This window comes from Legionella quinlivanii, assembly GCF_900461555.1.
GTDB classification, from domain to species: Bacteria; Pseudomonadota; Gammaproteobacteria; order Legionellales; family Legionellaceae; genus Legionella_C; species Legionella_C quinlivanii.
The window spans coordinates 2,535,569-2,550,936 of record NZ_UGOX01000001.1 but is presented as its reverse complement, the minus strand read 5'-3'; the positions used below and the strand labels follow the sequence as shown (position 1 = coordinate 2,550,936).

Here is a 15,368-nt window from a genome sequence, read left to right as displayed (position 1 = left end):
CAGGCGGGAATAGGGCAGGATGGGATGTTTGATCCGCTTTAGCCGTTTTACAAAAACCAGAGACTGGTTTTGTGCGCCCGCAAGCTGAAATTTCAAATCGGCGCAATGCATTAATAATACGCTATTTCTTCAGGAAGGGGAATATATTTTTAAATTTTGCTATGTTTTTGAGCAAGATAGCATAGGGAGGAGGTTAATGTGAATTTGACTTTCACACAAGTTCTTGGCATCTTAGCGCCTTTTAGCAAGGAGCAGTAATGAAAAAAACAGTCCTCTCTTTAATGGCAGCAGCCGCTTTCTCTGTTCAGGCAGCCGAGCTGGCCAGTTTTTCAGAGGTTGCCGACGCAGTGAGCCACGGACAAGCCTTAAGTTTTGTCTGGTCGGTTAAGAATTGTGTCTCGGAAATGCCTTTACCTGATGTCACAACCTCTATTCAACCCAACGCTGTAATGCTGATAGCAGGCCAACTGGTCACGGCCTCAGATCGCCATTTTACCCTGAACGACCCATTTCTGCCGGGAACACCTGCCTTTGGCTATAGTAAATTTGAGTTGACTGCTGACGGTAAGGCTGCATTGAAAATTACATTAATGCGCGCTGCTGACTACAGCAAGGTTAAGGAATATAGCATCCAATGTCATCTAGGAAATGGTCTGAATATTTTTACCGCTGGTTGATAGTAGTTTGAAACTAACCTTGATGCATCACGCATCAAGGTTATGGATTTTTACTGTTTTAATTCTACTCTATTCCGGTAATATTCCAGCGCTTCCGGGTTTGCCAGAGAACTTAAATTGCTTACTGTTTCGCCATGAACCACTTGCCTGACTGCGACTTCAACAATTTTCCCGCTCATCGTTCGCGGAATATCAGTCACTTGCAAAATCCTGGCAGGTACGTGTCGGGGTGACGCATTTTTCCGGATAATATCCCGTATTTTATGTTGTAATTCCTCGGTTAATTGAGAACCATTACGCAGTTTGACGAATAAAACAACTCGCACATCGTCCTCCCATTTTTGGGCAATTACGATGCTTTCCAGTACCTCTTCTACTTTTTCGACCTGACGATAGATTTCAGCGGTGCCTATTCTTACGCCCCCTGGATTTAATACGGCATCGGAACGCCCATAAATAATCAGGCCTTTGTGCGGGGTCAGTTCGGCAAAATCGCCGTGAGCCCAAACCTTTTCAAAGCGCTCAAAATAGGCATGCTTATAGGCTTTTTTGTCAGGATCATTCCAAAAACCTATCGGCATTGAGGGAAATGCCTGAGTGCAAACCAGCTCCCCGCATTCTTCCTGTACCGACTGACCTTCCTCATTATAAATTTTCACGGCCATGCCTAAACCGCGGCATTGCAGCTCGCCGCGGTAAACAGGCAGTATCGGGTTACCCAATGCAAAGCAGGAAACGATGTCTGTGCCGCCGGAAATTGAACTCAATTGCACATCGGATTTGATCTGCTGGTAAACAAAATCATAATTTTTGGGCAGCAGCGGGGAGCCTGTCGATAAAATAGCTTTTAGAGTCGGCATAGAATAGCGCGAGCCTGGAGTGGCTCCTGCTTTTTCGACAGCAGATAGAAACTTGGCACTGGTACCGAACACGGTAACCCCTTCTTCATCCACTAATTGGAATAACCGATAGGCGTCAGGAAAATTGGGAGCCCCTTCATAAAGGGTTAATGTCGCGCCTAAGGCCAGCACAGAAACCATCCAGTTCCACATCATCCAGCCGCAGGTGGTATAAAAACAAAGATTATCCTGTTCTGAAATATTGCTGTGCAGCCCAAGCTCTTTAATATGCTGTAGTAAAGTGCCGCCAGCGCCATGCATGATACATTTGGGCTTACCTGTTGTTCCTGACGAGAAAAGAATATAAAGCGGATGAGCAAATGGCAGGGAAGTAAACTGGCAATCTGCGGCGGGTTTAAGAAAGTCTTGCCACCAGACGGCCTTATCGATTGTTTCGATATTAAAAGGCTCATTGATGATCGGGGAAATAATGACCTGTTGTATCGAGGGAATCGCTTTTTTCAATTCTGCAATTTTGTCTTCGGCTAGATGTGTTTTGCCCATATACTGATGGCCATTGCAGGCAAATAAAACTTTGGGTTCAACCTGGCCAAGCCGGTCAATGGCTGCCTGAGCGCCGAAATCGGGCGAGCAGGACGACCAGATTGCGCCAATTGAGCTGGTTGCCAGCATGGCGATGATGGTATGGGCGACATTGGGCATAATAGCGGCCACTCGGTCGCCTTTGCAAACGCCGGCATCGAGAAGGCCCTGGGTACAATAGGCTACTTGCTGTCGTAATTGTTTATAGCTCAGCTGTGCACGCTTCCCATTTTCATCGATACTCACAATTGCTGGGTGATCGTCATTGCGTTTTAATAATTGACTGGCAAAATTAAAGCGTACTCCTTCAAACCACCTGGCTTCCAGCATATGCTCATGATGATTTAAAACCTCACCAGCTGAATCATCCCATTCTATGCCGAAAAAATTCACTATGGCTTGCCAGAATTGTGCCGGTTCCTGGATAGACCAGTCATATAATTGCTCGTAGTGATTAAAATCCAACGAGCAAGATTTTTCGACGTGGCGCATAAATTGCCACATTCTGCTTTCTTCAGAATGTTTGGGCTGCCAAACAGGAATGTTCATAATGCTTCCTTTCTTGAAACAATAGTTTATCTGGATACGGGTTGCTGCTGAGTTATACAATGTATTCCACCTCCGCCAGCAAACACATCCAGTGCATCAATTTGACTGATTCGGCAGGTGGGGAACAGTTGTTTAAACAGGACAAACGCGGCTTCATCGTAACTTGCATGGCCGAAAGAGGGCATTACAATACCCTGATTGGCGCGATAGAAGTTAATGTAGGATAAGGTCAGACGCTCCTCATTCATAAACGTGGCTGGGGGTTGTTCGACAGTGACCACCTCCAGTTGACGTCCTCTGGCATCACGAGCGGTTTTTAAAATTTCCAGGTTTTCCTGGAGCAGGTAATAGTTAACATCCGTTTTGTCGCTGGTGGTCAAAGCTAATACTTTGGCGGGCTCAATGAAGCAGGCGATTTCATCGATGTGCCCATCAGTCTCGTCGCCAATTAATCCGCGGTTTAGCCAAATTGTATGTTCTGCTCCCAGAAATTCATGTAAATAACTTTCAATCTGATGCTGACTGAGCTGAGGATTACGATTTTTGTTGAGCAGGCATTCACGGGTGGTCAAAACAGTACCTTCGCCATCGACGTGAAACGAGCCGCCTTCCATAACCAGCGGCGCTTTAAAATAACGGGCCTCGGTATAGTGAATAAGGGCTTTAGCAATTTCCTGATCCAGTTCATACTCGGGATAGTTTCCTCCCCAGGCGTTATGGATCCAGTCAATTCCTGCCAGTTCGTATTGATGGTTAAGAAGGAAAGTCGCTCCGGTATCCCGTGTCCAGGAGTCATCCAGGGGCAAAGTAATTATGCGCACACTGTCATTGCAGTATTCTGCCACCTGCGCTTCTTCTCCAGGCTGAACCAGCATCATCACTGGCTCGTATTGACTAATGGCCTTGGCGACTTTTGCATAGGCTTTTCTGGCGCGTTCAAGTCCAATGGCTGACCATGTTTGTAAATGGCGGGGCCAGGCCATCCAGCAAGCTGCATGAGGATACCATTCGGCAGGCATGTAATATCCGGCTTGTCGCGGAGTAATCATAAAGTTCCCTTTGTTTTGTTACCATTAAGATAGGTTAGTTGTGAAAATACACTACGCAACTCATTTAAATAGGTGTTAATGCTTTCCTCAGAAAGATCTGTGTTTAACAATTGTTTCTCATAGGATTGCAGCAATCTTTTTGTATCATAATGAGCCATATTCAATACATTGGTTACTGTATCTCCGCTGACCAAATCATTAATTTCAAACCCTTGATTATCTGACAATTTTACATCGAGCGAATTGGTATCGCCAAATAAATTATGCAGATTACCAAGAATTTCCTGGTAGGCCCCTACCATAAAAAAAGCAATCGCATAGGGGTTTTGCGGATCGAAATGAGGCAGCAGTAATGTCGGATGAATACGAGAACTGCCTGTATATTGTTTGAGAGTGCCATCGGAGTCACAGGTTAAATCCTGTAAGATACTGTGCATTGCAGGCGGTTCGGTTAAATGAGTAATAGGGGCGACTGGAAAAATCTGACCAATGGCCCATGCATCTGGCAGTGACTGAAAAAAGGAAAGGTTGCAAAAAATCTTGGCCGCCATTTGCTCATGAATTAAAGCAATTAATTCATTATCTCCTGGACTCTCCGGATCGAGCCTATTCTGAATTTCCAGACAAATTACGGTAAACAGTTGCTCAACTTTAGCTTTTTCCTTAAGGCTTATCACGCCATGCTTAAACATTGAATGTGCTTCATCAAGCGAATGCCGGGCATAATTGTAAATTTCACTGGGTAAGCTGTCACTAATTGATTGATAAGTATCCCAGATATCCCGTATGACGTGTGAATCATTCGCGTCGATTTTGGGTAGAGGAGACGATTTCCTGATAATTTCCACATCGGTGATATTGGATATTAACACCGCATGATGTGCTGTCAGGGCACGACCTGATTCAGAGATAATATCTGGCTCTGGCATATTGGCTTCTTCACACATATGCCGAAGTGCCAGCAGAATATTGGTCGCATATTCATTGACGGTATAATTCATTGAGCAGCCGGTACTGGAGCGGGTGCCTTCATAGTCCACTCCTAATCCGCCTCCGACATCAATAGTGCCGATTGGCGCCTCGAGCCGTCTTAATTCAACATAATAGCGGCCAACTTCCAGCATACAGTGGCGGATATCATGGATATTGGCAATTTGTGAGCCTAAATGACAGTGCATAAGCTGAAGGCAGTCCAATGCATTATGCGCTTTCAGCTTCCTGACAACCTCAAGAACCTGTTCGGCATTCAGCCCGAATTTTGACTTCGCTCCGCCCGTATTTTCCCACTTGCCAGCGCCTTTGGTAACCAGCCGAATGCGGATGCCGATGCTGGGTTTAACACCCAGACGAGCCGCTTCTTTGAGTAAGATCTCAAGTTCGGATTGTTTTTCAATGACTATGAATACCTGATGCCCCATTTGCTGAGCGATAAGCGCAATGCGAATATAGCCGCTATCTTTATAGCCATTGCATACGATGGTTGTTCTTTGGTGGCTAAGCATACCGATAACAGCCATTAACTCAGGTTTGCTTCCCGCTTCAAGGCCTACACTGAAATGCGGCGATTTAAGCAGTTCGCGGACCACGCATTGCTCCTGGTTGACCTTGATTGGATAAACCAGTTTGTATCTTCCCTGATAACTAATTTCTTCAATCGCTTCATAAAAGGCTTCATGAAGTTTTGCGACCCGATCATGCAGAATATCGACAAATCGTATAAGTAAAGGTAGTTGCAGACCGGCGCGGCTGGCACTATTAACAATGGCCTGAAGCTCTACACCCGGCTTATGCGGATGTTTGCTGACTTCAATATTGCCCCTGTTATTGATTGAAAAATAGCCTTCTCCCCAATGGGAGATATTATAAAAATTCTCGGAAGATGGTTGGGTAGGCATCAGGGGCATCCAGTTGGTTGATGAGGTTTCAGCAATTCATGATAAGTTGCCGGTTGCCTTTGTTTTGGGAAAGGAAATAATCGACCCCATAAGTCTCTCTGATTAAAATCGAGTTCTGCAACCACTACTGCGGGTTCATGACGGGGAGCCTCCGCAATAATTTCACCAAAGGGATTGGAAATAAAACTGCTGCCGTAAAATTTAAGGCCGTCTTCGGTGCCGATCCGATTGACCGCGATAATGAAACAGTTAGCCATAATGCCTTGAGCGATCATCACTTTCTGCCACATCGGTTGACTGTCAAATCCGGGTGCAGTGGGTTCGGCGCCAATAGCGGTGGGATAAATTAAAAGCTCCGCTCCTTTAAGGCCATAAATACGGGATAACTCAGGAAACCATTGATCATAGCAAGTAGGAAGCCCGGTCTGATGATCGGCAATCCGATGGATCGGATAGTCAGAATCTCCCGGTTTAAAATAATAATCTTCATGGTATTTTTCACCGCTGGGGATGTGTTGCTTGCGGGTGACAGCTATCAATTCACCTTTATTATCGAAAGCGACTGCTGTGTTATATCCCTCTCTCTCAAACAGGGATGCGGTGATGGTGGCATTCGCGGTTTTTGCCATATGACTAACGAACTGGGCAGTAGGTCCTGTTTTAATATCTTCCATATAGGGTTCTGGATCAACAGAAGGACTAGTACAGAAATAGGGTGAAAGGGTTAATTCCTGCAGACAAATCAGTTTAGCTCCTTGTCTGGCCGCATGAAGAATCCCTTTACTCAATTCTTCTTTGTGTTTGTCGGCATTTGGATACCACTGTTGTTGAACTAATCCTACTGTTAATTTTTTACCATCCACTTTTTCACCTGACTTCGTTGAGAGTTAGAAAAAATAAGAGTGAATATTACACCGGTTTTAAGATATTCATACAGTAAAGAATCGTTAAAGGATTGAAAAAAATTTGCAGATTTCTCGAAAAATCCGGTTTTGTCAATTATGCAAAAAACAGCCCTGTGATTGATGCTCTATAGCAGGTTCTGGTCAATAGAACCTTGTTCTAGCTTCCGCCTTCCGGAGGGCTTGCTACCTCTGTCGGTACTGAGGCATTGGTTGAGCCTGTTTCTACGGAGTGAAAGCCTTTATAATTATAAAAGGCGAGGGCGACTATAAGAATGATGATAATCAGGCTGATAATGCCAATAATTTTATTTCGATTATCCATAAAAAGCTCCGTGAGTTGGCTTGTCTGCATTGCTTAATGGCGCTTACTTAAGGCTTTAACCCTTGCTCCTACGTCCCTCGGACAAGCCGCGCCATTAGTCTGTATTACTGGCTTGGCAATTTTTGTTCGGTTCTTTTAGTAATTATATATCCAGTGGCCTTAAATAGAGCGGGAATCTCGGTTTTTTTCAAAAAGTATACAATTCTTTAAGGATTTGCCAGAAGCGCTGTAGCGACTTTGGACTGATTTTTTTTACCCAGTATTTTACAAATCATATCGCCGGCAGCCACAATTTTATAGATATCGACTCCTGTTTCGATTCCCAATCCGTGCATAAGATAAAGCACATCTTCAGTCGCCACATTTCCGGCTGAGCCGCGCGCATAAGGACATCCGCCGAGTCCGGCCACGGAGCTGTCAAAGCGGCTAACCCCTAACTGCAGTGAGGTATAAATATTGGCAATTGCTTGCCCATAGGTATCATGAAAATGCATGGCCAGCTGGTGTCGGGGTAAAATTTCCAGGACTTCTGAAATCAATCCGTGAGTTTGTTTAGGTGTGCCAACGCCGATTGTATCCCCCAGACAGATTTCGGTTACTCCAAGCTCAAGCAGCACTCGCATGACGCTGACAACCTGCGCCGGAATAATAGTGCCTTCGTAAGGACAGCCAAGCGCACAGGAAATATAGGCTCTGACCGGCATTTTTCGTTCTTTGGCGATATCCATTACCGGCTCGAAACGACGGATGCTTTCGGCAATTGAACAATTGATATTATACTGATTAAACGCTTCACTGGCGGATGTGAACAGCGCGATTTCTTTCACTTCGCAATTCAAAGCTTTCTCCATGCCTTTCATATTAGGCACAAGAGCCGATAAATGGATGTTGTCTGATTTATTAATTGATTTGAAAACCTCTTCGCAGTCTGCAAGCTGTGGTATGGCTTTAGCCGATACAAAGCTGGTAGCTTCTATAAAACGAAGACCGCTTTCACTGAGTAAATTAATCAGTTCAATTTTGGCTGCGGTAGGCACAAAGACTTGTTCATTCTGCAAGCCGTCACGCGGGCCTACTTCTACTATCGTAACTTGTTGTGGATAGTTCATTTCAGTCTTTTCCTATCGTTTCGCCGAAACTGTTTATCGAATGGTTTTCTTCATTTCGCGCAGAGGTGCACTGGGATTATGTAAGCTTCAGTAATTCCTCACCTTCATTCACCTGAGAGCCGATCCTGTAATATAATTCCGTTATTACTCCATCTTTGGGAGCGCGGATGCTGTGTTCCATTTTCATGGCTTCCAAAATCAGTAATTGCTCTCCTTTTTTTACCACATCTCCTTCATTTTTTAAAATAGCAACCACAGTGGCGGGCATCGGCGCTGTTAAACGCCCTCCCTGACTAGCAGTGTCGGCATGACTTGTCTGCCAGCTAAAACGTTCAATACGCACATTACCCGTTGCATTGTAAATTTCAATCTGCCCTTCTCTGTTTATAACCCAGGCAGAGCGCCGCTGATGACCATCATTGACTGTTAAACGCTCATTGTGATACGTAGCAGACAGACGCCAGATTTTGTTCTGAATTTGGGCAATAAATTCCTGGCCATTGACGGCAATAATTTTCACTTCTTTCAGTTGATCCCCCAGCATGTAGCGGAAAAACCAAAAACCTTCTAAATTCAGCTGCCAGGCAAAATTTTCAAGAAACAATGGATCCTGTTCCTGGTTGATTAATCTTAAGTAGTCATAAGCGGCAGAAAGTAATAAGCACTCCAGCTCATCCGAGTTTTCTATTTCAATGGTTTCACGGCTAAGAAAATCAGTGCCCAAATCCCCCTTGATAAACCGTGGATGATTGCAAATGGCCTGCAAGAAGCCGATATTGGTTTTTAAACCGCCCACAGCATAGGATTTAAGGGCTTGCTGCAGACGTTGAATGGCTTCAAGCCGTGTTTCTCCCCAGACTATCAACTTTGCAATCATTGGATCATAATACTGGCTAATCGTTGAACCAGTGCTTACGCCTGTATCAATGCGCACACCCTCTCCACAAGGCTCTTTAAGAAAATGGATTTTTCCAATGGAAGGAATAAAGTTCTGTTCCGGATCTTCAGCGTATATCCGGCATTCAATGGCATGACCTGTCGCCTGAATATTCTCCTGCTTAAGGGGCAGGGGTAAATTAGCAGCAATTTTGATTTGCCAGGCGACTAAGTCAAGTCCGGTGATCATTTCGGTTACTGGATGCTCCACCTGCAGGCGAGTGTTCATTTCCATAAAATAAAACTGATTATCTTCAGCGACTAAAAATTCAACTGTACCGGCGCCGCGGTACTGGATTGAACGGGCTACTTCGCAGGCCGCCTCTGCAAGACCTTGCTTTAGTTCTGTATCTAAACCAGGGGCAGGGGCTTCCTCAATAATTTTCTGATGACGACGCTGGATGGAACAGTCTCGCTCGAAGAGATGAACAACCTCTCCATGCTGATCGGCCATGATTTGTACTTCCACATGACGTGGATTTAAAACCAGCTTTTCTATGATCATGGTATCATCAGCAAAACTTGCCTTGGCTTCACGCCGGGCTCCTGCTAATGCGGAATCAAATTCAGCAAGCTCATGAACTGCCCGCATTCCCTTACCGCCGCCTCCGGCAGCCGCTTTTAACAGAATGGGAAACCCGATACGGCTTGCTTCTTCCTTAAGACGTTTATCGCTCTGATCGCCGCCGTGGTACCCTGGAGTTAATGGAACAGCGCTTCCCTCCAGTAATTGCTTGGCTAACTGTTTGGAAGCCATTGCTTCAAGCGCTTTAATAGTAGGGCCGATAAAAACAATATCTTCTTTTTCACAGGCTGCTGCAAACTGAGGATTTTCTGATAAAAAACCATAACCGGGATGAATAGCCTCTGCCTTCGCTTTTTTTGCGATGTCAATGATCGCATGGATGTTTAAATAGCTTGCCAGAGCAGGGGAGTCTCCTACCCAATAGGCTTCGTCGGCCTGCTTGACATGTTGGCTCTCTTTATCCGCTGTGGAATATAGGGCAACGGTTGTAATTCCCATGCTTTTTGCCGTGCGAATGATTCGACAGGCAATTTCACCGCGGTTAGCGATAAGAATTTTATTAAACATGAAAATCCTTAGTTCCAGTTAGGGGGTTCTTTATTTAAAAACGCATGCAGGCCGCGCTGTCCTTCCTCAGAAACCCTTTTTGCTGCAATAATGGCAGCTGTCTCTTCGATAAGCTGCCCATCAATGGGCTTTGATGCCACCCGCTCTATCAGCGATTTGCAATCAACAATAGCACGGGGTGCGAGATGGCTGAGTTTGCTGGCATAGTCTAGCGCAAATGAATCCAATAAATAATCATCAATATAATGATGAACCAGATTATATTGTTTTGCTTGTTCTCCATCGAATACTTCAGCACTCATGAACAGCCATTTGGTTAATCGCTCACCAATTGCTTTGATTATATAGGGGCTAATCACAGCGGGTATAAGGCCTAGTTTAACTTCAGAAAAACAAAAACGCGCGGAATGGCCGGCAATAGCAATATCACAGGCAGCTACCAGTCCTACTCCGCCGCCATAAGCGGCACCCTGTACCGCAGCGATTGTCGGTTTAGGGCAGGAATAAAGAGTATTCATAAGTTTTGCGAGAATCATGGCATCGGCCAGATTTTCCTCTTGCGTGAACTGAGCCATTCGCTGCATCCATTGTAAATCAGCGCCTGCTGAAAAATGGCGGCCATTGGCGCGCAGTAAAATGACAGAAACCGCAGGATCCTGGATTGCTTTCTCCAGACTGGTTTGCATTGTTTTTAATAATTCATCATCAAAGGCATTATTCTTTTCGATTCGATTCAGGCTGATTTCAAAAACTTGTCCTTTTAATTCACATTCCAGGTCACTCATTTTTATCCTTACATTCTGAATATGCCAAATCGGGTTTGATTAATCGGGGCGTTTAAAGCCGCAGACAAGCCTAAGCCCAGAATACGCCGAGTGTCAGAAGGGGCAATGACGCCGTCATCCCACAACCTGGCACTTGCATAATAGGGATTCCCCTGTTCTTCGTATTGTGCGCGCAAACTGGCTTTGAAGGCTTCTTCCTGCTCAGGCGGCCATTCGGTGGCATGTTTACTGTGTTTATCGCGATTGATTTGCGCTAAAACATTGGCAGCCTGATCACCGCCCATCACCGAAATTCGTGCATTGGGCCAGGACCATAAAAAACGCGGATCATAAGCACGGCCGCACATGGCATAATTTCCCGCACCAAAACTTCCGCCGACAATCACAGTAAATTTAGGCACCTGCGTGGTGGCAACTGCGGTAACCATTTTTGCGCCATGCTTGGCAATTCCGGCTGCCTCGTATTTACTACCGACCATAAAGCCAGTGATATTTTGCAGGAATATAAGAGGAATATTACGCTGAGAGCATAACTCGATAAAATGTGTGCCTTTCAAAGCACTTTCACCGAATAATATTCCATTATTAGCCACAATACCCACAGGATAGCCATATAAATGGGCAAAACCGCAGATTAATGTGGTTCCGAACAATGCTTTGAATTCATCAAATTCTGAACCATCCACAATTCGCGCGATAACCTCGCGAATATCAAAAGGCTTGCGCAGATCAGTTGGAATGATACCATTTAATTCGCTGCTATCGTAAAGTGGTTCTACGCTTTCTCTTCGCTGGAGCACGCGCGGTTTTTGCCGGTTCAAATGACTGATAGCGACCCGTGCCAAATGCAGGGCGTGTGCATCGTTATCAGCATAATGATCGGCGACCCCCGATTGTCTGCAATGCACCTCGGCACCGCCCAGCTCCTCGGCACTGATTATTTCGCCGGTTGCGGCTTTGACCAGGGGAGGGCCGCCCAGAAAAATAGTGGCCTGATTTTTAACCATAATCGATTCATCCGCCATTGCGGGTACGTAAGCACCCCCTGCGGTACAGGAACCCATTACAACCGCTATTTGCGGAATGTTTTTCGCTGAAAGATTGGCCTGATTGTAAAAAATACGGCCAAAGTGATCGCGATCAGGAAATACTTCATCCTGACGCGGGAGAAAAGCACCTCCTGAATCTACCAGATAAACGCAGGGCAGAGAATTCTTTTCAGCGATTTCCTGGGCGCGCAGATGTTTTTTTACTGTTAGAGGATAATAAGTTCCCCCTTTAACGGTGGCATCATTAATGACAATCATACATTCAGTTTGATGAATACGCCCAATTCCGGTAATTATTCCGGCTGCGGGAACATTATCATTGTAGACCTGGTAGGCGGCCAGTTGTGATAATTCAAGAAAGGGGCTGCCTGGATCAAGTAATTGCTGCAAGCGCTCTCGTGGTAATAATTTTCCATGCTCTAAATGGCGCTGTCTTGCCTTTTCATCTCCCCCCAGAGCAATCTGTTGGATGGTATTCTGCAAGTTGTCCAGCAGCGATTGCATCGCAGCGGCATTTTCTCTGAAATCCTTGCTTGCAGGGTTAATTTGACTGCTTAACTTTGGCATTGATTTACCTTAACGTATCAAAATGTTGCTGAGTACAATGACTAGCCATAAACACCAGGTTAATTCGAGAAAATAAGGCATTGGTTTTCCCTTAATTGGACGATAAATCAAGGCGGGAACCAATGCAATAATAATTGGTATAAAAGTCAGTAGAATAATTTTGCGAATTAATACACCCACTCCGGTATGAGTGAACAGAGGACTAAGTTTTATATTGATGTAGGTATAAAACAAATCGATATAAAGAATAAGAGTGTGTGCAAATTTGGCGAATACGACAACCAAAATGGTTAGAACCAGATAAATAAGGCTTTGTCTAAGCATAACTCTCCATTTAAAACAACAAAGATTTAACAAATAGTCACACATGAAAGCGAATCTGTCATCCTGCGTTCACATAAGATGACAGACTCTTGAATTGCAAGTATTACACCAGCTCAATGGCCATTGCTATCCCTTCGCCTCCACCGATGCAAAGTGCTGCAATACCTCTTGCTTTTTGCTGTCTTTGCAGAGCATGCAGCAGAGTCACCATCACGCGTGTGCCGGATGCTCCAATTGGATGACCCAGGGCGCAGGCGCCGCCATGAATATTAACTTTGGAATCATCCAGTTCCAGTTGCGCGATAGCCGCCATAGCCACAACAGCAAAAGCCTCATTGATTTCAAATAAATCAACATCCTGATGCTGCCATCCTGCTTTATTCATAACTTTGCGGATTGCGTCAACAGGTGCTGTGGTGAACCACTCGGGAGCTTGAGAATGAGTAGCCTGAGCAACAATACGCGCCATCGGTTTGATGCCTAATTTTCGTGCGTGTCCGGCGCTAGTGATAATGATGCTGGCTGCTCCATCGGAAATAGAGCTGGAGTTTGCTGCGGTCACTGTTCCATCTGCCTTGAAGGCGGGTTTTAATTGTGAAATCTTGGAAAGTTTGCTTTCATCCGGGCCTTCATCCAGGGATACAATGGTATCGCCCTTGCGTCCGGCAATGGTCACCGCTGTAATTTCTGACAGAAAGGCATCATCTTGCTGAGCTTGCAAGGCGCGAGTTAAAGAGCGTACCGCGTATTCATCCTGCTGGCTCCGGCTGAATTGGAAATGACGAGCAGTCGCTTCAGCAAAACAGCCCATCAATTGTCCACGCTCATAGGCATCTTCCAAACCATCCAGAAACATATGATCTTTCAGTTCGCCATGGCCCAAGCGATAGCCAGAGCGGGCTTTAGCTAATAAATAAGGGGCATTACTCATGCTTTCCATACCGCTTGCCAGAACTACATTTGCGGAGCCTGCCTTGATCATGTCATGACCCAGCATAATGGATTTCATACCAGAACCGCACATTTTATTAATGGTGGTTGCACCTGCTGAATGGGGTATGCCTGCTTTAATCGCCGCTTGTCTGGCTGGAGCTTGTCCAATCCCTGCCTGTAACACACAACCGGAAATGACCTGATCTATTTCTGCAGGATTAATATTGGCTTGTTCCATTGCGGCCTTGTGAGCAATCGCTCCCAGCTCAGGTGCGGTTAAACTGGATAAAGAACCAAGCATTCCTCCCATTGGGGTTCTTTTTGCGGCAATAATGACAACATCATTTTGATCCATTTGAATTTTTCCTTATTCAGTTTCTTTAAAAAGTTCACGACCAATCAGCATTCGTCTGACTTCCGAGGTTCCAGCGCCTATTTCATAGAGTTTGGCATCTCGCAGCAGTCGTCCGGTCGGGTATTCATTTATGTAACCATTTCCACCTAAAATCTGAATGGCTTCCAATGCCATTTGTGTTGCTCTCTCTGCAGTGTATAAAATCACTCCGGCTGCATCCTTGCGGCTTACCTGATGCCTGTCACAGGCAGCGGCAACACTATATACATAGGCCCTGCTGGCGGTAAGCTGCGTATACATGTCAGCCAGTTTGCCCTGAATGAATTGAAATTCACCGATAGGTTTATCAAATTGCTTACGTTCATGAACGTAAGGCAAAACCACATCAAGGCAGGCTTGCATAATACCTACAGGGCCTGCGGAAAGAATGGTTCGTTCATAATCCAGGCCGCTCATCAGCACTCTGGCTCCCTGATTCAATTCGCCAAGAATATTTTCAGCAGGAACTTCGCAATTATTAAAAACCAGTTCGCAGGTGTTGGAGCCGCGCATTCCCAGTTTGTCTAATTTCTGTGCTGTTTTAAATCCTGGAAAGCCTTTTTCAATAATAAATGCAGTAATGCCTTTGCTTCCTGCATCTTTCTCTGTTTTGGCGTAGACAACCAGTATATCGGCATCGGGACCATTAGTAATCCACATTTTGGTGCCGTTTAAGATAAAATGATCGCCGGAACGTTTCGCTTGTAATTGCATGCTCATGACATCCGAGCCGGAATTGGCTTCACTCATGGCTAATGCCCCTACAAACTCCCCGCTTATCAGCCGGGGTAAATACTTTTCTTTTTGTGTCGGATTGGCATTTAAGGATATTTGATTGACGCAAAGATTGGAGTGGGCACCGAAGCTTAAACCGACTGAGGCCGATGCGCGCGAGATCTCTTCCATAGCGATAACATGAGCGAGATAACCCATATCGGCTCCGCCATACTCTTCACCGGCGGTGATCCCTAACAAGCCCATTTCTCCTAATTTACGCCATAAAAAATGGGGAAACTTGTTTTCCTCATCAATTTTGGCAGCCAAAGGCGCAATTTCTTTTTGGGCAAATTGGTAAACACTGTCGCGTAATAAATCAATTGTTTCGCCTAACTGAAATTGTAAACCAGTATACATGATGACTTTCCTGTAGTAAGGAGCTGTCCTAGCAATAATCACTTAGGCCATGCTCAAGTCAATGAATAAAAAAACAGCGGCTTGTTTTTCCTGTTTGTTTTTTCAGCACTCACATTCATGGAGCAAATGAGCTAGACTATACCCAATCAAGTTTAACTTTCAACCTGATTTTATTTGTTAAACGCATTATTGAGATTTTTAGCTT

13 protein-coding genes are annotated in these 15,368 nt (G+C 45.1%); 1 reads left to right on the top strand and 12 read right to left on the bottom strand.

What is annotated here, in order from left to right:
• The first annotated feature begins 257 nt into the window (after positions 1-257).
• A complete protein-coding gene (locus DYH61_RS10830; protein ID WP_058507544.1) occupies positions 258-677 on the top strand; it encodes a VirK family protein in 420 nt (139 codons plus the stop codon).
• Between the two features lie 50 nt (positions 678-727).
• Here DYH61_RS10830 and DYH61_RS10825 read toward each other — a convergent pair whose 3' ends face one another.
• The 12 genes from DYH61_RS10825 to DYH61_RS10775 all read right to left on the bottom strand — a co-directional run bounded on the left by DYH61_RS10825 (position 728) and on the right by DYH61_RS10775 (position 15,163).
• Complete coding sequence (locus DYH61_RS10825) at positions 728-2,668, bottom strand: acetoacetate--CoA ligase (protein ID WP_058507543.1); 1,941 nt, start codon at positions 2,666-2,668, stop codon at positions 728-730.
• Positions 2,669-2,694: 26 nt separating this feature from the next.
• Positions 2,695-3,717: an agmatine deiminase family protein gene (locus tag DYH61_RS10820; RefSeq protein WP_103989261.1), complete on the bottom strand. Its 1,023-nt coding sequence runs from the start codon at positions 3,715-3,717 to the stop codon at positions 2,695-2,697.
• Complete coding sequence (speA, locus tag DYH61_RS10815; RefSeq protein WP_058507542.1) at positions 3,714-5,612, bottom strand: biosynthetic arginine decarboxylase; 1,899 nt, start codon at positions 5,610-5,612, stop codon at positions 3,714-3,716. The genes DYH61_RS10820 and speA overlap by 4 nt, the downstream gene beginning before the upstream one ends.
• Positions 5,612-6,475: a nitrilase-related carbon-nitrogen hydrolase gene (locus DYH61_RS10810; protein WP_058507541.1), complete on the bottom strand. Its 864-nt coding sequence runs from the start codon at positions 6,473-6,475 to the stop codon at positions 5,612-5,614. Before DYH61_RS10810 ends, speA begins: the two co-directional genes overlap by 1 nt.
• 199 nt (positions 6,476-6,674) lie before the next feature.
• Positions 6,675-6,839, bottom strand: coding sequence for a hypothetical protein (locus DYH61_RS15665; RefSeq protein WP_157072294.1), 165 nt, complete (start codon positions 6,837-6,839; stop codon positions 6,675-6,677).
• Positions 6,840-7,045: 206 nt separating this feature from the next.
• Positions 7,046-7,948, bottom strand: a complete 903-nt coding sequence (locus DYH61_RS10805; protein ID WP_058507540.1) for a hydroxymethylglutaryl-CoA lyase — start codon at positions 7,946-7,948, stop codon at positions 7,046-7,048.
• A 76-nt stretch (positions 7,949-8,024) separates the two neighbouring features.
• Positions 8,025-9,977, bottom strand: coding sequence for an acetyl/propionyl/methylcrotonyl-CoA carboxylase subunit alpha (locus tag DYH61_RS10800; RefSeq protein WP_058507539.1), 1,953 nt, complete (start codon positions 9,975-9,977; stop codon positions 8,025-8,027).
• A gap of 8 nt (positions 9,978-9,985) precedes the next feature.
• The gene (locus DYH61_RS10795; RefSeq protein WP_058507538.1) at positions 9,986-10,762 is read right to left on the bottom strand and encodes an enoyl-CoA hydratase-related protein; all 777 of its coding nucleotides are present in this window, start codon (positions 10,760-10,762) and stop codon (positions 9,986-9,988) included.
• An 8-nt stretch (positions 10,763-10,770) separates the two neighbouring features.
• On the bottom strand, positions 10,771-12,378 hold the full coding sequence (locus tag DYH61_RS10790; RefSeq protein WP_058507537.1) for a carboxyl transferase domain-containing protein: 1,608 nt from the start codon (positions 12,376-12,378) through the stop codon (positions 10,771-10,773).
• A gap of 9 nt (positions 12,379-12,387) precedes the next feature.
• Positions 12,388-12,702, bottom strand: coding sequence for a hypothetical protein (locus DYH61_RS10785; protein ID WP_058507536.1), 315 nt, complete (start codon positions 12,700-12,702; stop codon positions 12,388-12,390).
• 103 nt (positions 12,703-12,805) lie between these two features.
• Positions 12,806-13,990 carry a thiolase family protein gene (locus DYH61_RS10780; protein ID WP_058507535.1) on the bottom strand — a complete coding sequence of 395 codons (1,185 nt, stop codon included), beginning with the start codon at positions 13,988-13,990 and terminating at the stop codon, positions 12,806-12,808.
• Positions 13,991-14,002: 12 nt separating this feature from the next.
• A complete protein-coding gene (locus tag DYH61_RS10775; RefSeq protein WP_058507534.1) occupies positions 14,003-15,163 on the bottom strand; it encodes an isovaleryl-CoA dehydrogenase in 1,161 nt (386 codons plus the stop codon).
• Between the last annotated feature and the right edge of the window lie 205 nt (positions 15,164-15,368).